The organism is Staphylococcus sp. Ze2 (genome assembly GCF_048568365.1).
Lineage (GTDB): Bacteria > Bacillota > Bacilli > Staphylococcales > Staphylococcaceae > Staphylococcus > Staphylococcus xylosus.
In genome coordinates, this window is sequence record NZ_CP183486.1 from 2,080,371 (window position 1) to 2,101,596 (window position 21,226).

The window sequence follows — 21,226 nt, forward strand, 5'->3', positions numbered from 1 at the left end:
TTTCAGCTCCTTATTATGACAATTTTTTATTAATCTGCTAGTGTTTCTTTGGGTAAAATTAAATTCAGTGTTATACCTGCTAAAGCAGCTAGTGCCATGCCTTCAATTTCTAAATTAATACCTAGTCCGTTTAAATTAAATACAAGGTTACCTATTCCTATGACTAAAATGACAGAAGCAATAACTAAATTTCTGTTACTTGCGAAATCCACTTCACTTTCGACTAGCATCCTCAAACCACTTGCGGCGATAATACCGAAAAGTAAAATGGAAACCCCACCCATTACTGGTGTTGGTATGGATGAAACCAATGCTGTGAATTTCCCTACAAATCCTAAAATAATTGCAATTGTTGCAGCACCGCCAATAACATAAACGCTATATATTTTTGTTATTGCCAGCACACCAATATTTTCTCCATAAGTTGTACTTGGAGGGCCACCAATGATGCTCGCAAACATCGTTGATACGCCATCACCGATGATGGACTTATCTAAACCTGGATCTTTAAAAAAGTTGCGTCCTACAATTTTGTTAATTACCATTTGATGACCAATATGTTCACTAACAGTCACAAACACAATAGGTATTAGAACTAATACTAACCCCAAATGAAACGAAGGTGTGTAATCTTTAAATGGTATGTATACTTCTGGAAATTGTAACCATTTGGCCTCAGCGATGGGCGCAAAGTTTACTAATCCCATAGCAATTGAAACAATATAGCCAGTTACTATGCCGATGAGTACCGGAATTAAAGATAAGAAACCTTTAAAATAACCTTGCGCTATAATCGTTACCAGCAATGTAATCATTGCTACTGCTAAATAACTTAAGTTATAACCTTTCATATCTCCCGAGTTCTCAAACATTGCCATATTGACAGCGGTTGGCGCTAAACTCAAGCCGATAACCATAATAACTGGACCAACAACTACTGGTGGTAGTAAGTTCATTAACCAATTTGTTCCACTAATTTTAATTGCTATACCTATCAGAACATACATGACGCCGCTCATAAAAAGTGCCACAAGCATGTCGCCTAAGCCATGTGAATTTAACCCTGTAATGATTGGTGTTATAAAGGCAAAGCTTGATCCGAGATAAGCAGGTATTTTTGCTTTAGTAATTAAGATATATAACAATGTCCCGATCCCTGATGCTAAAAGTGCCGATGATATTGGTAATCCAGTTAAAAATGGTACTAGTACAGTTGAACCAAACATTGCAAATAAATGTTGCGTGCTCAAGAAAGCCCATTGTCCAATTTTAGGTCTATCACCCACATCTAATACTGGTTTGACTGTCCGTTCAAACATTGTTTCATTTTCCATGTTTATGCTTCCTCTCATAAAAAAATCTCTTTACATTGAATTCATGTAAAGAGACTAAAAAGTATATATTATCTGTTTAGATTATAGAAAACCAAGCTTTATTCGTAAGTTAAAACGATAGCTCGATATAATTAATCAAGATAATATGAAGAGGTGTTTGTATTAAGCCGGTAGCTTATCTTTCTAAAAGCCTATATGAATCCCTCTCAAATAGTGATTATCATATTAGCTTTTACCTCTTCCCTTTTCCAGTCTCTCGTACTGAATTAAAAGGTGCTATTTAATTACAACTGCATTTCTATCATCTATTTCTTGAAGAAATACTGATACATCTTCTTCTTTTGCAGTAGGAATATTTTTTCCTACGAAGTCTGCGCGAATTGGCAATTCTCTATGACCTCTGTCTACTAAAGTAGCTAAGCCAATTTTTTTGGGCCTCGCATACTGTAGAACAGCGTCTAATGAAGCTCGCACTGTACGCCCTGTGTATAAAACATCGTCAATAATAATGACGACTTGATTTGTAATATTAACGTCTATTTCATACGCCTTTTCATCAACTTGATTTATTGTTTGTTCTAAATCATCTCTAAATTGTGTAATATCTATTGTTCCAGTTGGTACGGCTATCTCTTCTATTTGTTCGATCTTTTGTTGTATACGTCTCGCTAAAAATGCACCACGTGTTTTAATTCCTAACAAGATTAAATTATCAGTACCTTTGTTATATTCTAAAATTTCATGTGCGATACGTGTAACTGTTCTTTGTATTGCTGCTTCATCCATAATAACGCGTTCTGACATTTTTAAACACCTGCCTTTAATTAAGTGATGATATAAAGAAAACCCCATGTCTTTATTAGACATGAGGTTTAGTTAAAAAAGTCTACAAACTTCAAGAGACATCACTCATTAACATGAGATGCTTTCTCTTCCATAGTTTAAAAATTATACTATGGCTCCTATTGCGTTAAGATACTATAACTACAACAGTGTTTCTTCATTCGTATGAATAAACAGTAAGTTTATAACCTTTTTTATTAAATACATGTCTTCGGAGCCTCTCTGGACTCTCAATTAAAGACGTTCGCTCTTTATTAAACTGACATAATGATACCATGAATCATATTACCTTGCAAGTCGGTAAACACGAAATAACAAGTATACTATAGTAATAGTTAATTTAATGCATCAAAAAAATCTGAGACATTTATCAATGTCTCAGATTTTAGTTATTTTTCACTTCTACGTAATTCAGTTAATAATTGTTCAAAATCATCAGGTAATGCGGCTGATTTTTCAATATTTTCATGCGTAATTGGATGTTCAAACCCTATTACACCAGCATGTAGCGCTTGGCCACCTATATCCATCGTTTTTTTCGGTCCATATTTTGGATCACCGACTAATGGGAAACCGATATATTTCATATGCACACGAATTTGGTGTGTACGACCAGTTTCTAAAATACACTCGATTAATGTATACTTATCAAAATGCTCTAATACATTAAAATGCGTAATTGCATCTTTACCATCATCTACAACATCCATCGATTGACGGTCATTTTTGTTTCTACCAATTGGCGCATCAATTGTGCCGTAATCATGAGGAATATTACCATGTACCAATGCAACATATTTACGAGTAACTGTCTTTTTAACTAATTGGTCTACTAAACTACGATGTGCTATATCATTTTTAGCAACCATTAATAATCCAGATGTATCTTTATCAATACGGTGTACAATACCTGGACGAATTTCACCATTAATTCCTGATAAATTCTTCATTTGATACATAAGGCCGTTAACTAATGTGCCTGTGTAATGACCCGCTGATGGGTGAACTACCATTCCTTTAGGTTTATATACTATAGCCACATCATCATCTTCATAAAAAATATCTAAATTTAAATTTTCTGGTTGAATATCTGCTTCTACTATTTCTTTTTCAGTTACAACTATATGGTCATTCATCTTAGTCTTGTAGTTAGATTTAATGACTTTATCATTAACTTTTACAAGATCCTCTTTAATCCAATCTTGGATTTGAGTACGTGACCAATCTGAATTATATTCAGGTAATAACTTATCAATACGTTGACCTGTATCGTTCTGGTCTTCTATCTTAAACTCATGTATATCCATACGATATCTCTCCTATTCTTCTTTCTTCATATCTGTTAACAAAGCGATTACTATTAACAACACGCCTATGGTCAAACTAGAATCCGCTACATTAAAAATCGGGAAATTATAACCAAAAATATTTGTGTCAACAAAATCTACAACTTCACCATGTAACACACGATCAATAAAATTACCTAATGCTCCTGCAAATAACAAACTGATAGCTACTTGCATTAATAAATGCTGTTTCGCTTCTTTAATGTAAAATACAATTAATACAACAAGTATTATAATTGTAATAATATAGAAAAAACTCATCTTCCCACTCAATATACCCCAAGCTGCACCGTTATTACGATGAGAAGTTATATTTAAAAAATGAGGAATTACGTTAAAAGAATCTCCAACTCTCATAGAACTGGCAACAATAAACTTTGTGATTTGATCTAATAATAATATAACGATTGTTATGAATAAAGAAATACTAATATAGTACTGACGTTTCATGCCTGTACCTCCTATTCTGCGTTCAGTCGCTTTTACAACATCTTTCATTATATCCTAATAAAACTTATAAAAAAAGTTACAGTTTGATTATATATATAAAAGTTAGTAATTCATAATCAACCATTGATATAATGCTATATTTTTAGATGAAATTCATTTAGTGAATTTTCCTAGTATCATAACAAAAATAATTTGTCTTCTTTTCACATTAATTACATAACTTTATAAAAATTAAAACGAAACAGTATACCATCTGGGCCTGTAATATTCTTGTGAGTCGTCTCAGGATAGTGATAATCTACACATGCCAATCCGTATGTTTTATGGTTTTCAATACGCTTAATTCGAGAAAACCAATTATTGACTACAATATGTTGGTGATAACCATTAGAAGATAAATACAATGCTGTGTTTGTTTCTAAGGATGAGGCTTCTAAACCAAAGAAATTTTTATAATATGAAATTACGCGCTTTAACTCAATCGTTTTAAGATTAACATATCCTATTATAGTTTCATCAGGTATGCCTTGCCATTTCTCATTCGAAACATAGGTTAATAAATTAGGTACATTGATTGGTTGTGTTTCTAAAACAACTTTGTCATCTTCAAACACCCAATCTTCAATAGGATGATCCACATAAAATTCTAAACCATTGCCTTCCGGGTCCTCTAAAAATAATGACGTTGTAATATCATGTTCACCACCATTAATAGGCAATTCATACTCACTTAATTGAACAAGCAAATCCGCTAAATCTGCTTTCGATGGTAGTCTAATAGCTAAATGAAATAATCCCGCTTCTAAAGTTAATGGTTCTCTACCATAATTGATTTGCTTTAAGGTTAGAAAATGATTTGAATTACCGATTTCATAATGGACAATCGAATATGATTCATTCACTACATTGAGCCCTAAGATATGTTCATAAAATTGTTTCATAGCTTCTTTATCTCTTACATTTAATGTTATGCCGTTTACAAAATGCGCACTTTGGTTATGAAACATAAAAAGCACCCTTCTAAAATCAAGTTTTACTTAAATTCTACTAAATTGCTTTGCTCCTGTCCTATTATCAATGTTCACCATCAAAAAATAAAATAAAGCAATCGGAAATATTGAGTGGTAATGACCCTTATATTTTATAACATAAGCTTTAATATCATCCCACTCCAGCAAAGATGAGGCTAAGACACTTAATTATGCCCCAGCCTCATCCAAATCAATATATTTAATTAATAACAACTAGCGTCTCAATTATACTAGTGTTTTGACAACTTCTTGACAACGTGGACACAGGTTATTTAGTTCACCTACAGAACCTAATGATTCACTGTAATTCCAGCAACGCTCACATTTTTCACCATGTGCATGCTCAATACGGATATCTCCATATTGATATGGAATTCCATCTTCCACATGATCTACTACTTCTGCTTGAGAAGTAATAAATAATTGTTGTAAGTCAGCAAATTGTTGTAAGAATGATGTCGCATCAAAGTTATCATTTCTTCCAATCACAACCTTAGCTTCTAATGATTTACCAATTACTTTTTCGTTACGTGCAACTTCTAATGCACGGTTAACATCATCACGTAATTTCATAAATGTGTTCCATCTATCTACAAATTCACGGTCTACTTCAACTCGCTCTGGCATGTTTGTTAAGTGTACACTTTCTTCCTCTACGTGAGGAATATGTGACCAAACTTCTTCAGATGTATGCACTAAGATTGGAGCTAATAATTTCGTCATATCAACTACGATTTGATATAAAACTGTTTGCATACTACGACGTTTATGTGAATCACGTTCTTCAATATAAAGAATATCTTTACCATAATCTAAGTAGAAGTTACTAAGTTCTACATTAATAAAGTTTTGAACTTCTTGGAAGATATCTAAATAATCATAGTTATCATAGTGGTCTAAAGTATTTGCAGTAAACTCACGTAATCTGTTCAATAAATATTTATCTACTTCTAATAAATTATCTTCAGCGATTGCATCCGTAGCAGGATTATAATCATTTACGTTACCTAACATAAATCTTAAAGTATTTCTAATTTTTCTGTAGACGTCAGAAGTTTGTTTTAAGATTTCATCTGAAATACGTACATCTGCTAGATAATCAACACTACTAACCCATAGACGTGCAATATCTGCACCTTTTTGTTTCACAATTTGATCCGGCACAATCACATTGCCTAATGATTTACTCATTTTCTTACCTTCTCCATCCATTACAAAACCATGTGATAATAACATTTTATATGGAGATTGACCTCTTGTAGCTACAGAAGTTGTAATTGATGAGTTGAACCAACCACGGTATTGGTCACTACCTTCAAGGTATAAATCAGCTGGGTATGATAATTCCGGACGTGCCTCTAATACACCACGATGTGATGAACCTGAGTCAAACCAAACATCCATGATATCAGTTTCTTTTGTAAATTCACCATTCGGGCTACTTGGATGCGTAAAGCCTTCAGGTAGTAAATCTTTCGCCTCACGTTCAAACCAGATGTTTGATCCATTTGCTTCAAATAAATCAGCAACATGGTTAACTGTTTCTGATGTCATAATAATGTCACCATTTTCAGCATAAAACACTGGTAATGGCACGCCCCATACACGTTGACGTGAAATAACCCATTCGCCACGGTCACGAATCATATTATAGATACGTGTTTTACCCCAGTCCACTTTGAATTGTGTTTCATCAATAGAATCTAAAATATCTTGACGCACCTTATCTATAGATGCAAACCATTGTGGTGTCGCTCTAAAAATAACTGGTTTTTTCGTACGCCAATCATGAGGATAACTATGCGTAATAAATTCTAAATGCAATAATGCACCATTTTCTTTTAGTAAGTCTGTGATTTCTTTATTCGCTTTATCATAAAACATGCCTTCAAATTGGCCAGCTTCATCAGTAAATACACCTTTATCATCAACTGGGCTAATAACAGGTAAATTATATTTTTGACCAACTATATAGTCGTCTTCACCATGTCCAGGCGCTGTGTGTACACATCCAGTACCTGCATCAGTAGTGACATGCAAACCATTAATCACTAATGATTCACGTTCAAAGAATGGGTGTTGCGCTTCAACATATTCTAATTCTTTACCTTTAAATTCATTTTCTAATACTAAGGTATCTTCGTCCCAGCCTAACGCTTCTACAACATCACTCGCTAAATCTTTACCAATGATATATTTTTGGCCATTTACATTATATTGACCGTAAGTTAAATCAGGATGCACAGTAATCGCCACATTTGACGGTAATGTCCACGGTGTTGTAGTCCAGATAATAAATTTCGCATCTGGATCGACAATGCCTTTACCATCTTTAACATCAAATGCTACATAAATAGATGGTGAACGTTTATCTTGATATTCAATTTCTGCTTCTGCTAATGAAGATTCACTTGATGGTGACCAATATACTGGTTTTTTACCTTTATAAATTAAACCTTTATCTGCCATTTCTCCAAATAAACGAATTTGAGCTGCTTCATATTCTGGTTTTAAAGTAATATAAGGATTATTAAAATCGCCTTTAATACCTAAACGCTTGAAATCTTTTTTCTGATTTTCAATTTGTTCTAATGCAAATGCTTCACATTTTTTTCTGAATTCTGCTATAGACAATTCTTTGCGTTTAACACCTTTTTTAGTTAACGCTTGTTCGATTGGTAAACCATGAGTATCCCATCCAGGCACGTACGGTGCATAATACCCACGCATTGATTTATAACGTGTTATGATATCTTTTAAAATTTTGTTTAATGCATGTCCCATGTGTAAGTTACCATTCGCATATGGTGGGCCATCATGTAGAATGTATGAAGAGTTTCCTTCATTTTTATCTAATACTTTTTGGTAGATATTTTTTTCATCCCATTCTTCTTGTATCTTAGGCTCTTTATTCGGCAAACCACCACGCATTGGGAAATCTGTTTTTGGCATTAATAATGTATCTTTATAGTCCATTTCTATACACTCCTCGTTCCGATTTTCATACTTTATTCATTTTAAATAATAAAAAGAACTCTAAGTTCAATTAACAGGGACGATGTATACCGCGTTACCACCCTGATTAACTCAACTTAGAGTTCTCTCATTATCTTTATTACTTTGTGATGACATAACAGTGATATAAGAAACTAACATATGAAAGGCTTCCACCATCCCTAACTCGCTGTGATATGTTTAATATTTCAAACGCGTCTGTTATCAAATATTATTTATTCTCTGAATCAGTAGCTGATGCTTGGTTACTAGCATTGGCATTATTATCTGCTTCTGCTCTAGCTTTCATAGCTTTTTCTTCTTCAGTCAATTCATTATCGTTTAAATGATTAATGTTTTCTTCAGTAACTTGTTCAGAATCAAGATCATAATTTAATAAATAATCCCAATCTTCATTTTTAAGTAAGTCTAATTGCGCTTCAACTAACATACGGAAACGTGATCTAAATATTTTAGATTGTCGTTTCATATCTTCAGTTTGGAAAGAAAGTCTACGTGCTTTTTCAACTGCATCGTTAACAATTCTATCTGCTTCTGCTTTCGCTTTAGAAACGGTTGCTTCAGCATCTTTTGTCGCAGCTACTTTAGTTTCTTCTCCTGCTTGTTTAGCTTGTATTAACGCGTCACTTACAGATTGATGTACCTCTTTATATGATTGAATATTACTTTCTTTGTCTTCAATCACTTTTTCCAATTGTGCTTTGTCTTCTTTCAAATGTTCAATTTCATTACTAAGTTGTTCTAAATAACTTTCGACTTCAGTTGGCTCAAAACCATTTCTTGCATTTGTAAAAGTTTTATTCTTAATTTCATTTGGTGTAAAAGGCATAAATATCCTCCTTCTATAATACACTATTTTCTCCATCGATTAAATAACAGAAATAGTGTTTTATCTACAATATGTTTTTATAATATATCATTTACTAAATTGTGCAAAGCGTTAAAGACGTAGTCTCAAATTATAAGATAGCTTATTATACCACTATTTGAATAACGTTTTGTAAGAAATTCTAATTTTATCTTTTTTAGTTTTACCGCCTATGTCAGTAATCATAGCTCTACCAAATCCTTGTATTGACAATAAGTCACCACTATCAAGTTGAAAGTCTGTGGCATCAATTACTGTATGATTTACTTTAACACGTTTTTTGTCTATTAGTTGTTTTGCAATAGTTCGAGATTTGCGTATCATGTCTTTTAATACAACATCTAACCTTAAGCCACTTACTGTTGTATCAAATGTTTGCCAATTCTCTTTTGATTGTATCATATCTTTTATAGGAATAGAATTAAGTTTAACTGTTGCGCCTTTGATTCTATTTAATTCTAATATAATATAAGATTCAAGTTGCTTTGTCAAAGTGAATTGAATCTTATCTGATACAACAATATCACCTAACTGTTCTCTTTCAATTCCGAGCGACATAATTGTACCTAAAATATGTTGATGTTGAAGTGTTACAAATTTTTGTGGATAATCAACATCAATCAATACAATTTCAAATGCTTCTTCAGTTGGTTCAAAGTAACTTGGTGCTATAATAGCCCTTTTTCTTTCAGCGTATGGCCCACCATAGTATGTAACGTTCAAATCGTCAAAGCTACCTGCAACAACCTCCATTATATATTGACCCCGTGGATCAAGAAACGCTGTCAATACAGGAGCATATTGATCATTTGCACGATTACATTTATCAATAAGTTGATCTATTAAATCGTGTTCTTCTTTTCTGAAATGCTGATAAATATCGATGTGTATCACTCCAAATACAATATAAAGCACCTCTCGTTATTCAACGTTAGGTGCTTGTCATTTATTTTATATTAGTTCTTTAAGTATTATACAATACCTTTTACATTAGATTCCTTAAAATCAAATTAAATATGCTCGCTAAACCACTACGGAATAGTACAAGTACTACTATGGCAACAATCGATGAAATGTCAATCATTCCTATTGGTGGTATAACTTTACGGAATTGTTCTAAAAACGGTTCATATAACTTCGCTAAAAATTGACCGAATTTATTTTCACGTGCATTGGGAATCCATGACATAACAAAGTATACAATCATCCCATAATAATAAATCTGAACCAAGAATAAAATAAAATTAAATATGTTTGCTAATAAACCAATATCCATCTACTTTTACCTCTATTCACCTTGGTATTCCATATTTTCTATTTGATCAGTGATACTTCCAGCAACTTCAACATTGTCAGGTGTGCATAAGAATATATCTGATCCAACGCGTTGAATATCTCCACCAATTGCATAAACTGTACCACTTAAAAAGTCGATAATGCGTTTAGCAGAAACTTTATCAATACGTTGTAAATTAACTAATGTTGCACGACGATTCTTAAGTTCGTCTGCAATATCTTGTGTATCTGAAAAAACACGGGGTTCAAATAAACACATCTTAGAACTTTCTTGTGTAAAATCGAATTGATCTTGTTCTTGATTATTCATATTCACAACGTTCCTTGTATTATTTTTAGATGAACTGTTATTCATTTGATACTTCCTTTCACCCGATGATTGTTGTAATCTTGTTGACTGTTTCTTGGGAACGGACTGTATTGATCTTGTTTTTTCTGTATAACCATTGTTTGATTGTTCATTAAAGTTACTTTGAGACTGTGCTTGTTGTTTGTTTTGGTTTCTATTTTGTTCTTCTTCGGGCGGCGCTTCTAATTCGTCATCTTCCTCTTCTACAACGAAAAATCCATTAAATAAATCTTTTAAAGCCACGGGGCTCACTCCTCTTTTCCTACAAGTTTAGTCCCAATTCTCACAAACGATGCACCTGCTTCAGTGGCTAAATGATAATCATTACTCATTCCCATAGATAGCTCAGTACAAGGTGCATTATTTAAATTGAGCGCTTTAATTTCATCTCTTTTTGTTTTTAATAATTGAAATAAGCTTTTTATATATGGCTCATCTTCAGTCAAAGGAGCCATCGTCATAAGACCAACGATTTCTATATTTTCATATTGCTTTAACTCTTCAATAAAAGTGTTAACCTCTGATAAAGAAACACCTTGTTTAGATGATTCACCAGATACATTCACTTGTACAAAACATTTAATTTTATGTTCTGCTCTTTTATCAATTTCTTTTGCTAATTTCAACCGATCTAATGCATGGAAATAATCAACTTCATTAATAACTTCTTTAACTTTTCTAGTTTGTAAAGAACCTATAAAATGCATCACCGCGTCCTTAGGTAAGGCTGCTTTCTTTTGTTGAAATCCTTCCAAACGATTTTCACCGAAATGTCTAATTCCTGCATTATAAGCATCATTAGCTCGGTCTATTGTAACATACTTTGTCACTGCAATCACGTTTGGCATTATTGAAATATTACTCTTTTCGCAATGTGTTTGTATTTGTTCATTTATACACTTTAAATTATATTCTACGTCCAATTCTATACACCTCTTCGTTATTGACCAATAAATGCTAACATTCGACCCGTATTTCCCTTTTCTACTCTATAAGAAAAGAATAAAGATAAATCTTCAGATGTTGCATAATCTGTTATATAAATATTACTTTCAGGAACCCCTGCATTTTCTAGCAATAATGCATTTGCAAGTTTTAAATCAATACCGTGTCTATTTACATCTCTAGTTTCTATATATTGATTAATATCTATCGGTAATGCTTCAAATTTAGACTTTATATCATCGTTAATTTCATAAGATGAGGATGTTGCCGGACCAATAACAACACTTAAATCGCTTAACTCGAAATTTAAATGCGAAACCATTTCAGTGACAATTTGACCAACAGTACCTCTCCAACCAGCATGTGCAAGACCTATGAAATGATGTTTTTCACTATAAAAGTAAATAGGTACACAGTCAGCATAGCACATTGTAAGCAAAATATTTTCATCATATGTGTATAAAGCATCTACACCATGCAAACGATCTGTGAGTGAATCAATATTAGTACCTCTATCTTGCTCAGTTACTTCTACAACTTTATTTTCATGAGTTTGAATTGGAAAAACCCATTGCTCTCTAGGAAATTCAATTGCAGTTGCAAGCATTTCTTGATGCTGAGTGATACTTTGTTGATTATCATCAATATATCTTGCCATATTAAAGGCGTTACGAGGGAAGGGACTAAAACCATCTTCTCTTGTTGTTATACCCAATTTCACTTTTTTTAAATAATCGTCCTCATATTCTAATATATGATGCTTTTTTTTAAATTTATCTTGCATGACCACAAACCTCCATAGGATATATAAAAGCAACAATTTTATTATTAATTAAATTTAAAAAAGTCATCAGATCTACTGACCTGATGACACTTTATTATTTAATTTAGTCTACAAAACTTATTGCGACTAACGTCTAGTTCTTCTAGAACGTCTTTCTTCTCTATTTCTGATGAAGCTTGGAATATCATCTTCATTAGTTGTATGCGCTCTACCTTCACTAGCACTTTCTGATGATGCTTGTGAAGCACCTACTGAACTTGAAGAAATTGTGTCTTCTTTGGTAGTACTTCCGCTTGTTGCACTATTACCAAAACCAGTGTTTGAAGCTTTGCGACCTTGTGATGAAGGTTTGTCTTCAAAGCCAGTTGCAATAACTGTTACAACGATTTCATCTTGTAACTCTGGGTTGATTACTGTACCGAAAATCATGTTTACATCTTCGTCTGCTGCATCTTGAACGATGTCTGCTGCTTCTTGCGCTTCGAAAAGTGATAATGATTCTCCGCCTGTAATATTCATAAGCACACCTTGTGCTCCTACAATAGAAGTTTCTAACAATGGTGAAGAAATTGCTTTTTTAGCAGCTTCTACTGCACGATTTTCACCTGAAGAAACACCGATACCCATTAAAGCTGAACCTTGGTTAGACATAATTGTTTTAACGTCTGCAAAGTCTAAGTTAACTTCACCAGATACAGCGATTAGGTCAGAGATACCTTGAACACCTTGGCGTAACACGTTATCAGCTTCTTTGAATGCTTCCATCATTGGCGTTGATTTATCAACAATATCTAATAAACGATCATTAGGGATAACGATTAATGTATCAACAGCAGCTTTCATTGCTTCAACACCTGCTGCAGCTTGTGTTTGACGTTTACGGCCTTCAAAACCAAACGGACGAGTTACAACACCAACTGTTAATGCGCCCATTTCTTTAGCAATTTTTGCTACAACTGGAGCAGCACCTGTACCAGTACCGCCACCCATACCAGCAGTTACGAATACCATATCTGCGCCTTGGATAGCATCTTCAATTTGTTCACGTGACTCTTCAGCAGCTTTTTTACCAATTTCAGGGTTTGCGCCAGCACCTAAACCACGTGTTAATTTTTCACCAATTTGGATTTTAGACTCAGCTTTTGATAAATTTAAAGCTTGTCCATCCGTATTAATTGAAATAAATTCAACATTATTCATACCATGATCAATCATACGGTTTACAGCGTTATTACCGCCGCCCCCTACACCGATGACTTTTAACGTCGCTAAATGATTAAATCCTTGTTCAAATTCTAACATTTATATTTCCTCCTAGTTTTAATGGCCAATCAATCGAATAGAGATTTCATAAGTTTTTTGAATTTACCTTCTTCTTTGTCTTGAGGTTTACGTTCTTCATCATGATCGATGTTTACTTCGTTATCGTACACCTCTGGCTCTTCTTCTGCTTCAACAGTATCAGTTGCTTCTCTTGACTCAGTTGATGACGTTTGAGGTTCTTCATGTTTGTTCGATTTTTTCTTAAACCAATCAAATCCACTTGATTTTGTACTATGTTCTCTTTCATCAGATTCGATGACTTCTTCCTCGAATTCTTCACTGTCATGATTACTAATTGTAACATAATCTAGTAATTCGTCGAAAGTAATGCTACTAGAAATTGTTGAAATTGCTGATGAGAACTCAGGCTTTCTAATTCCCATTTGTGATGGTGTGTGAATTCTCACTTTCTCACTCACCATATCTTGAAGCAATTCCTTAACTCCTAATAAGTTTGCAGAACCACCTGTAATAACAAAACCACCATTTACTTTTGTAAGTCCTAATTCTTGTAACACTTCAAACACATTAAAGAAAATATCTTCGACGCGTGCTTCGATAATGTCTGCTAAATCTTTTTGAGTAAATTCCGCTTCTTCGTCACTATTGACTTGTTCAACGGTAAACACATCATGATCAGAAGCAGATTCAAAGAAAGCGTGTCCATATTGGTGTTTAATTTTTTCAGCAGTCTCATATGAGGTGTTTAAGCCTGTAGCTATATCTTCAGTAATATCTCGACCTGCCATTTCTAATGCGTCTGCATCAACTAGTTCACCACGCTCGTAAAATGCAAGTTGCGTGATATCTTCACCAATGTCGATTACACATGCGCCTAATTCTTTTTCAGTAGCTGAAAGTACTGAGCCATAGTTATATGCATCTGAATATACATCAAGTACATCCACACCACATGATTCAACACATTTAATCATATTAATTAATATTGATTTTTGTATTGCAATAACACCAGCTTCAACTTTCAGGCTATGTCTAGCAATCAATTCTTTTGGATCAGAAACCTCATTCTCGCCATCAACAATAAATTTAATTGGGAATGCGTTAATAATTTCAGTTTCTGGTACGTCATTTTTATCACGAATACTTTCAAGTACACTTTCAATGTGTGTACCATCTAATTCTGTATCTTCATAAAATTCTATTTCATTGGATTCATCAAATACTTCTGTTCCGATAATAGGTAGTTTTAAAAATACTTCCTTAATATCTACTCCTGAAGCAATAGAGGCTTTCTTGATTGTATCTTTAATTGCTTGTTTAGCAATATCGAAATCATCAATAAGACCATTTTTAATCCCACTTGTGTAGGTCTGTCCTGTACCTATCACATTTATACCGTTGTGAAATTTCTCGCCTACTATCGTTTTAACGCTCGATGAACCGATATCTATACTTACGTAATAATGCTCTTCCATAGATAGGCACCTCCTGACAATAACTTATTCAAATTCACACTATTAATAGTTTACAATAGCTTTTGACGCTTGTGAACTATAAAGATAAGTATTTGTCGAAATTTTTTAATTATTTTTGTCCGTTTTTTCATTAATCTTATTTAATGCACTTTGAAGCTCATCTTTAGCCTTATCTTCTTCTGTTGTACCCTTATCCACATTTTGGTCACTTGAAGATTTTGTATTGCTACCACCATTATATGGAATAAAGGATGCACCTACTGATAAATCAATATACCCTGCTTTTTTTAACTCTCCGGATTCATCACGTTCTAATGATTGTGACATTTGCGGATAATATTTCATTTTTTTACTAATTGTGTTTAAATTACCTAAAATTTGAATATCATCTGTTGTGAATAATTTGATTTGATTTTGTGCATTTTCTTGAGGGTCAAATTTAATTTCTGCTATCATCCCTCTAACCTTCGCAGGCATTTCAGAAAGCGCTTGTATAACCTTTTCTTTTTTGTCTTTTTCAAATCCTTCAAGAATCGGGCCATTATCAGTAGCATTACCATCATAATCTTCTAACTCTGTACCGTCTTCTAAAACAGGTACATATTTATCTTTCTTTTTAGTCAGAGCTACAATTTGCTTTTCTGATACTTTCACAGTTAACTTGTTTGGAAAATGTTTTTTTACTTCTGCACTATCGATAAGTGTACTTTCTTCAAGTTTGTTTTGAGCATTCGTAGTGCTATAAGTGTACATTCTCGAATTGTCTTTTACGTTTATAGCTTTGTTAATTGTATTCTTAGATGTATTATTATTCCCACTAATCTCTACACTACTAATCTTACTTAAAGGTGTAAACATATAAATCAATATTAAAATAATTATAAATAATAAAACACCAAATACTGAATATTGAATTTGCTTTTGTCTTTTCCGTCTTTTTGCGCGTTTCTCTTTTAAGTAATCAGAGTCAAACTCACTAACTTTGTCAGACATTTAATATCACATCCTTTAAAAAGAAGGTAAATTAGCTTGGAAACTCTTAATAAATTTATCTCCGCGCTCTTCAAAAGTATTGTACTGATCCCAACTTGCACATGCTGGCGATAATAATACTACGTCATTTGGTTCTATGACTGATTGTATTTTATCTACGGCATCTTGCACATCAGAAGCTGTTATAACGTACTTACCTTGACTTTCACCTAACTTCACGAATTTTTCTTTTGTCTCACCGAAAGTTACCATAACTCTTACATTTTTCATATGTGGAATAAGTTCATCAAAGTCATTACCACGATCTAACCCACCACATAACCATATGATTGGTTGTTTAAATGAGTTTAATGCAAATTGTGTAGCTAATGTATTTGTAGCTTTTGAATCATTGTAGTACTTATTTGTTTTATTCGTTCCAATATATTGTAAACGGTGTTCAATACCTGAGAATGATGTCAAACTATCAATTATTGCTTTAACAGAAACTCCAGAAAGTAATGCAGCTAATACTGCCACAAGAATGTTTTCCAAATTATGTTCACCAGGTAGTACAAGATCATCTATATGGATTATTCTAAATCCTTTAAACACGATATAACCATTCTCAACATAAATGCCATCTACTTCTTGATGCGTTGAGAAATAATACGTTTTTGCTTTCAATGACTCAGATTCAATTAAGTGACGTTGATGATAATTACAAATTAAATAATCATTTTCAGTTTGATTAATATATATCTTCTTCTTAGCATTTTGATAATTTTCTAGAGATTCATGATAATCAAGATGTGCTGAATATATATTCGTAATTATAGCGATATGAGGTTTATACTTATCAATCCCAAGTAATTGGAAAGACGACAACTCAGTAACCAAGTAGTCATCAGCTGTGACTTCTTGTGCTACTTTTGAAGCCACATAGCCAATGTTACCTGATAGTTTGCCAGTCACCCTACTTTTTTGAAACATATCTCCAATTAATGAAGTCACTGTTGTTTTACCATTTGTACCTGTTACACCGATAATTGGTGCTTCTGATATTAAATAACTTAATTCTACTTCTGTTAATATTTTCAATCCTTTTTCGGTTGCTGCTTCTATTAGCGGAACATTATAAGGAATACCTGGATTTTTAAAGATAATAGGATTACTATCTAACAAGGAGAGTGGGTGTTCTCCACCAATCACCGTGATTCCCATATTTTCTAAATCTATTGCATGTGCATCTTGACTTAGATCTTTGCCATCGTTGACGATTACATTTGCACCAAGTTTTTTTAATAATTTGGCAGCTTCATAACCACTTTTCGCTAATCCAATAACTAATACATTTTTATTTTCCAATTCTGTATATTTCAGCAATTTAGTTCACTCCAATCCATAAACCTATGAGTCCTGTAATCAAGCCTACTGTCCAGAATACTGTCGTTACTTTCTTCTCATTCCAACCAATTAACTCGAAATGATGATGCAACGGTGACATTTTAAAAATACGCTTTCCAGTCAATTTGAATGAAGTTACCTGTATCATAACTGATAAGGTTTCTGCCACAAATACGAAACCAATGAAAATCAGTGATAATTCTTGGTTAAGCATGATAGAAATAGTAGCAAAGATACCACCTAAAGCTAAACTACCTGTGTCTCCCATGAAGACTCTAGCAGGATTTAAATTGAATGGTAAGAAACCAATCAATGCAAAAATCATAATAACACAGAACAATCCGATAGATGTTGCACCTTGGAAGTAAGCCATAATTGCATACATTACAAAGCCAATAATAGATAATCCTGTCGCTAATCCATCTAAACCATCTGTTAGATTGACTGCATTTGAAAAGCCTACTTGCCAAAAGACTATGAAAATTACATATGCTATTGAAAGTGGTACTTCAATATTTGTAAAAGGCAAATGAATTCCAGTAGAAAAATCAGTCAAGTTAAATACTTGGCTTAAAATAAAGAAAATAACTGCAATACCTATTTGAGCTAAGAATTTTTGCTTGCTTGTTAAACCTTCATTATTTTTCTTTACAACGATAATGTAATCATCAATAAATCCGATCAAACCAAAACCTACTGTTACAAATAACAACAAGATAATCGGATTAGAATTGTCCATGAAAATGATTGCTAAAATTGAAGTTACAATAATACTAATGAGAAAAGTTAATCCACCCATAGTTGGTGTGCCTGTTTTCTTCATGTGGCTCTGCGGACCTTCTTCTCTAATACTTTGTCCAAATTTCATTCGTTTCAACGTTGGTATTAGCACTGGAACTAATATAAACGTGATTAACAGTGCGATAATTGCGAGTAAATAAACCATATTGTGCTCCTTTATTTAATTGGATTAAGTCGTTATGCTTGTCGGTTTGCCATATGTATTGAGGTTCGTAGCTAATCAATTGAACATGTCGCTACTTTATTGCAACGTTCAATGATTAGTCTACTTCCAAATTCCACCTCAAAATTCATTACATAATAAATTTAAAAAATCAACTTAGCTCAGGCTATGATTCATTGTCTTTTGAATCTTTATTTTCATCTGAGTCTTTGTTTTCCTCTTTATCTTTTGAATCCTTGTTGTCTTCAGATTCTTTTTGATCGTCTGAGTCTTTGTTCGAATCAGATTCAACTTTTGAAGTTTGACCGTTAACATCTTCCGATGATAACGTTACTTCAATTTTATCTTTGCTGCTTATTTTTTGTCCTTTAGTTACTGATTGGTTCGATACAAATCCGCTACCTTTTGTTGTTACTTTCGTCTTAGTAAGTAACTCAAATGCAACAACCTCTTCTTTCGACCAACCTGTCATATCAGGCATCGTAAGATCACTGTCTGTCAGTAATAATACTTTACTGTTTGGTAATACTTCTTTATTAGCGCTCACAGATTGCTTAGTAACTTTTTCTCCATTACCAATAACTATTGGTTTTAAAGATTTACCGTTTATTTTATCTTGCGCTTTTTGAGTTTCTTGTCCTTCAACGTCAGGAACTTCACTGTATTTCACATCTGAGTTGTCTTTAGATTTTTTATCTCCAACATTTAAGTATTTCAGTGTATTTTCCATAATAGGTTTAAATGCTTTACTTACACCCATCTCATAAGCTTCTTGATCATTTTTCTGGGCTAAACTCATACCAGCATAAACGATTACCTCAGGATCATCTTTTGGTGCGTCACCTATAAAGCTAACAAAATATGGATTTTCACCTTCCACATAACCACCGTTATCTGGATCCGCAACTTGTGCTGTACCTGTTTTACCTGCAACATCATAACCATCAATTTGATAGTTCTTAGCATGGCTATCTTCACTATTTACAACTTTATCTAATTCAGTACGCACTTTTTTAGCAGTATCTTTTGTTATAGGTTTACCATCATATTCTTTCTTACCTTTATAAAAAGTATCTTTGCTAACAGGATTCGTTACGTTATCAACATACCAAGGCTTAATCATATTACCACCGTTAAAGAAGGCAGATTGCGCTTTAAGCATTTGCACTGGTGTTACCGTGGTAGATTGACCGAATGAAGAAGTTTTCTGTTGCGCTTCATTATCCCAAGCGATACCGCCAGTAGCTTCACCATCAAACATACCATTTGTAGATTGGCCGAAACCGAATTTCTCATACCAGTCTTTCATTTTATCTGCGCCAACTAAATCTTGTAGATGCATCATTAACGTATTAGATGAATATGTGAATCCTAGTGACATTGGAATTTCTCCCCAACCCACTTTATTCCAGTCAGAAATTTTTGATCCCATAACTTCTCTAGGTTCAGCTGTATATTTTTTATCTGGGTCAAATTTCCCTTCTTGAATAGCGGCTGCTAAACCGTAAGACTTAAAGGTTGAACCCGGCTCATAAGTGTTTTGATATAAATCATTTGCCCATTTCTTACCAAAGTCTTTTCCTGTTTCTGGATTAAAAGTAGGTCGCTGACTAAATGCCAGTATTTCACCAGTATGTGCATCCATTACCACAGCGAATAAATCTTTCGGTTTATAATGTTCGACCATGCCATCTAATGCTTCTTCAACAAACACTTGAATATTAGAGTCTAGTGTTAAATGTACATCATCACCACGTTGAGGTGTTTTTTCTTTCTTAGTATTAGGTGCAATATAGCCCCAAATATCATGTATATAAGATAGCGCTCCTTTTTGTCCAGATAAGTAACTATCAAAGATTTTCTCAACGCCCATTGCGCCTTTTAAATCACCGCTATCTGGATCCTTTTGAGCCATTCCAATTAAATGTGATGCAAAGTTTCCATTAGGATAAAAACGTTCAGTCTCTGGATAAAGTGTTACACCAGGTAACTTCATTTTTTCAATCTTTTCTTTTTCTTGATATGTTAAATCAGTTCCTTTTTGTCCAAATTCAACTTGGAACGCTTTTTTATTATCTAGTTTGTCTTCAATTTCTTTAGCTGACATATCAATAACTGTTGCTAATTTTTTAGCTGTTTCTTTCTTATCTGTAACGTGTTTAGGCTTCTCGCTACCTTCACTCGCTTTTTTATCAACAATAGCAACAAGTTTATACCGTTCTACATCTTCTGCCAAAACCTTTCCGTTCCGGTCATAGATTTTTCCACGTTCAGGTTGTTGCTGGCTATTTACTAAATACTTCTCATTTGCCTTCATGATTAAATCTTCACCTGAAGAATGTCCAGTTAACATTATATAAGAATATCTTAAAACCAACGTAAAAAAGAGCAGTCCAAATCCAAGAATGAGTAGGACTGCCCCTATTTTACTTTGTTTAATAAGAAACTTGGGTTTTTTTAATCTAATTTTTCGCTTCGCCATTATTACGCACTACCTTTACATTGTCGTTCTTAAGGCTCATTCCTTCGTTTTTGGCCTTATCGTAAATGCGTTCATATGAAGAATTCTTTTTAATTTCAGATTCTATTGCGCTATTTTCACTTGATTGTTTTTCGATTTTTGTATCTAAATCCGCAATTTTTCCTCGAGTATCATACGCATCCATTTTTAAAGATAGCATATAAATACTTATCAATGCAATTACTGTTATAAGTCCTATGTATAACATTTTCTCAAATTTCGTAAGTTTAACTACAACTTTGCGTTTTACGGTTTTGGGCTGGGTCGACGGTTGCGACTCAGGAATTTGTGTTTCTGGTTCATTATAAGGTTGATATATCTTTTCTACTGCCACTCAACATT

Annotated in this window: 19 protein-coding genes; all 19 read right to left on the bottom strand. The window is 33.4% G+C overall.

Translation table 11 applies throughout. The annotated features are described in order from the left end of the window. Positions 1 to 29: 29 nt before the first annotated feature. Positions 30 to 1,334, bottom strand: coding sequence for a uracil-xanthine permease family protein (locus ACM591_RS09765; protein ID WP_029377533.1), 1,305 nt, complete (start codon positions 1,332 to 1,334; stop codon positions 30 to 32). Positions 1,335 to 1,610: 276 nt separating this feature from the next. Then, a complete protein-coding gene (gene pyrR / locus ACM591_RS09770; RefSeq protein WP_029377534.1) occupies positions 1,611 to 2,138 on the bottom strand; it encodes a bifunctional pyr operon transcriptional regulator/uracil phosphoribosyltransferase PyrR in 528 nt (175 codons plus the stop codon). Positions 2,139 to 2,566: 428 nt separating this feature from the next. Next, on the bottom strand, positions 2,567 to 3,484 hold the full coding sequence (locus ACM591_RS09775) for an RluA family pseudouridine synthase (protein ID WP_029377535.1): 918 nt from the start codon (positions 3,482 to 3,484) through the stop codon (positions 2,567 to 2,569). Between the two features lie 12 nt (positions 3,485 to 3,496). Next, positions 3,497 to 3,973, bottom strand: a complete 477-nt coding sequence (gene lspA / locus ACM591_RS09780; RefSeq protein WP_029377536.1) for a signal peptidase II — start codon at positions 3,971 to 3,973, stop codon at positions 3,497 to 3,499. Positions 3,974 to 4,185: 212 nt separating this feature from the next. After that, entirely contained in the window at positions 4,186 to 4,980 is a 795-nt protein-coding gene (locus ACM591_RS09785) for a VOC family protein (protein WP_029377537.1), read from the bottom strand. Between the two features lie 249 nt (positions 4,981 to 5,229). Next, complete coding sequence (ileS, locus tag ACM591_RS09790; protein WP_058625808.1) at positions 5,230 to 7,980, bottom strand: isoleucine--tRNA ligase; 2,751 nt, start codon at positions 7,978 to 7,980, stop codon at positions 5,230 to 5,232. Positions 7,981 to 8,230: 250 nt separating this feature from the next. Next, entirely contained in the window at positions 8,231 to 8,848 is a 618-nt protein-coding gene (locus ACM591_RS09795) for a DivIVA domain-containing protein (RefSeq protein WP_326026856.1), read from the bottom strand. Between the two features lie 153 nt (positions 8,849 to 9,001). Continuing rightward, positions 9,002 to 9,781: an RNA-binding protein gene (locus ACM591_RS09800; RefSeq protein WP_047172509.1), complete on the bottom strand. Its 780-nt coding sequence runs from the start codon at positions 9,779 to 9,781 to the stop codon at positions 9,002 to 9,004. A 91-nt stretch (positions 9,782 to 9,872) separates the two neighbouring features. Further along, the gene (locus tag ACM591_RS09805) at positions 9,873 to 10,163 is read right to left on the bottom strand and encodes a YggT family protein (protein WP_038678326.1); all 291 of its coding nucleotides are present in this window, start codon (positions 10,161 to 10,163) and stop codon (positions 9,873 to 9,875) included. 12 nt (positions 10,164 to 10,175) lie between these two features. After that, on the bottom strand, positions 10,176 to 10,775 hold the full coding sequence (locus ACM591_RS09810) for a cell division protein SepF (protein ID WP_029377543.1): 600 nt from the start codon (positions 10,773 to 10,775) through the stop codon (positions 10,176 to 10,178). Between the two features lie 5 nt (positions 10,776 to 10,780). Next, positions 10,781 to 11,455 (bottom strand): YggS family pyridoxal phosphate-dependent enzyme, encoded by a 675-nt coding sequence (locus ACM591_RS09815; RefSeq protein ID WP_029377544.1) that lies wholly within the window; start codon positions 11,453 to 11,455, stop codon positions 10,781 to 10,783. A 17-nt stretch (positions 11,456 to 11,472) separates the two neighbouring features. Then, positions 11,473 to 12,261, bottom strand: coding sequence for a peptidoglycan editing factor PgeF (gene pgeF, locus ACM591_RS09820; protein WP_047172510.1), 789 nt, complete (start codon positions 12,259 to 12,261; stop codon positions 11,473 to 11,475). 126 nt (positions 12,262 to 12,387) lie between these two features. After that, a complete protein-coding gene (gene ftsZ, locus ACM591_RS09825; protein WP_029377546.1) occupies positions 12,388 to 13,563 on the bottom strand; it encodes a cell division protein FtsZ in 1,176 nt (391 codons plus the stop codon). Positions 13,564 to 13,592: 29 nt separating this feature from the next. Beyond that, the gene (gene ftsA / locus ACM591_RS09830; RefSeq protein ID WP_029377547.1) at positions 13,593 to 15,020 is read right to left on the bottom strand and encodes a cell division protein FtsA; all 1,428 of its coding nucleotides are present in this window, start codon (positions 15,018 to 15,020) and stop codon (positions 13,593 to 13,595) included. Between the two features lie 105 nt (positions 15,021 to 15,125). Further along, a complete protein-coding gene (locus tag ACM591_RS09835; RefSeq protein WP_058625805.1) occupies positions 15,126 to 16,013 on the bottom strand; it encodes a cell division protein FtsQ/DivIB in 888 nt (295 codons plus the stop codon). A 15-nt stretch (positions 16,014 to 16,028) separates the two neighbouring features. Continuing rightward, the gene (murD, locus tag ACM591_RS09840) at positions 16,029 to 17,378 is read right to left on the bottom strand and encodes a UDP-N-acetylmuramoyl-L-alanine--D-glutamate ligase (protein ID WP_038678324.1); all 1,350 of its coding nucleotides are present in this window, start codon (positions 17,376 to 17,378) and stop codon (positions 16,029 to 16,031) included. A 1-nt stretch (position 17,379) separates the two neighbouring features. Further along, positions 17,380 to 18,345, bottom strand: a complete 966-nt coding sequence (mraY, locus tag ACM591_RS09845; protein WP_029377550.1) for a phospho-N-acetylmuramoyl-pentapeptide-transferase — start codon at positions 18,343 to 18,345, stop codon at positions 17,380 to 17,382. 184 nt (positions 18,346 to 18,529) lie between these two features. Next, positions 18,530 to 20,845, bottom strand: a complete 2,316-nt coding sequence (locus tag ACM591_RS09850) for a penicillin-binding protein (RefSeq protein WP_037556977.1) — start codon at positions 20,843 to 20,845, stop codon at positions 18,530 to 18,532. Beyond that, a complete protein-coding gene (gene ftsL / locus ACM591_RS09855) occupies positions 20,826 to 21,218 on the bottom strand; it encodes a cell division protein FtsL (RefSeq protein WP_017724210.1) in 393 nt (130 codons plus the stop codon). Before ftsL ends, ACM591_RS09850 begins: the two co-directional genes overlap by 20 nt. Positions 21,219 to 21,226: the final 8 nt, after the last annotated feature.

Coding starts and splice junctions, on each gene's coding strand:
- ACM591_RS09775 (WP_029377535.1), bottom strand. CDS start 3,484: ATGGATATACATGAGTTTAAGATAGAAGACCAGAACGATACAGGTCAA.
- mraY (WP_029377550.1), bottom strand. CDS start 18,345: ATGGTTTATTTACTCGCAATTATCGCACTGTTAATCACGTTTATATTA.
- ftsZ (WP_029377546.1), bottom strand. CDS start 13,563: ATGTTAGAATTTGAACAAGGATTTAATCATTTAGCGACGTTAAAAGTC.
- pgeF (WP_047172510.1), bottom strand. CDS start 12,261: ATGCAAGATAAATTTAAAAAAAAGCATCATATATTAGAATATGAGGAC.
- ftsA (WP_029377547.1), bottom strand. CDS start 15,020: ATGGAAGAGCATTATTACGTAAGTATAGATATCGGTTCATCGAGCGTT.
- pyrR (WP_029377534.1), bottom strand. CDS start 2,138: ATGTCAGAACGCGTTATTATGGATGAAGCAGCAATACAAAGAACAGTT.
- ileS (WP_058625808.1), bottom strand. CDS start 7,980: ATGGACTATAAAGATACATTATTAATGCCAAAAACAGATTTCCCAATG.
- lspA (WP_029377536.1), bottom strand. CDS start 3,973: ATGAAACGTCAGTACTATATTAGTATTTCTTTATTCATAACAATCGTT.
- ACM591_RS09835 (WP_058625805.1), bottom strand. CDS start 16,013: ATGTCTGACAAAGTTAGTGAGTTTGACTCTGATTACTTAAAAGAGAAA.
- ACM591_RS09765 (WP_029377533.1), bottom strand. CDS start 1,334: ATGGAAAATGAAACAATGTTTGAACGGACAGTCAAACCAGTATTAGAT.
- ACM591_RS09805 (WP_038678326.1), bottom strand. CDS start 10,163: ATGGATATTGGTTTATTAGCAAACATATTTAATTTTATTTTATTCTTG.
- ACM591_RS09795 (WP_326026856.1), bottom strand. CDS start 8,848: ATGCCTTTTACACCAAATGAAATTAAGAATAAAACTTTTACAAATGCA.
- ACM591_RS09785 (WP_029377537.1), bottom strand. CDS start 4,980: ATGTTTCATAACCAAAGTGCGCATTTTGTAAACGGCATAACATTAAAT.
- ACM591_RS09850 (WP_037556977.1), bottom strand. CDS start 20,845: ATGGCGAAGCGAAAAATTAGATTAAAAAAACCCAAGTTTCTTATTAAA.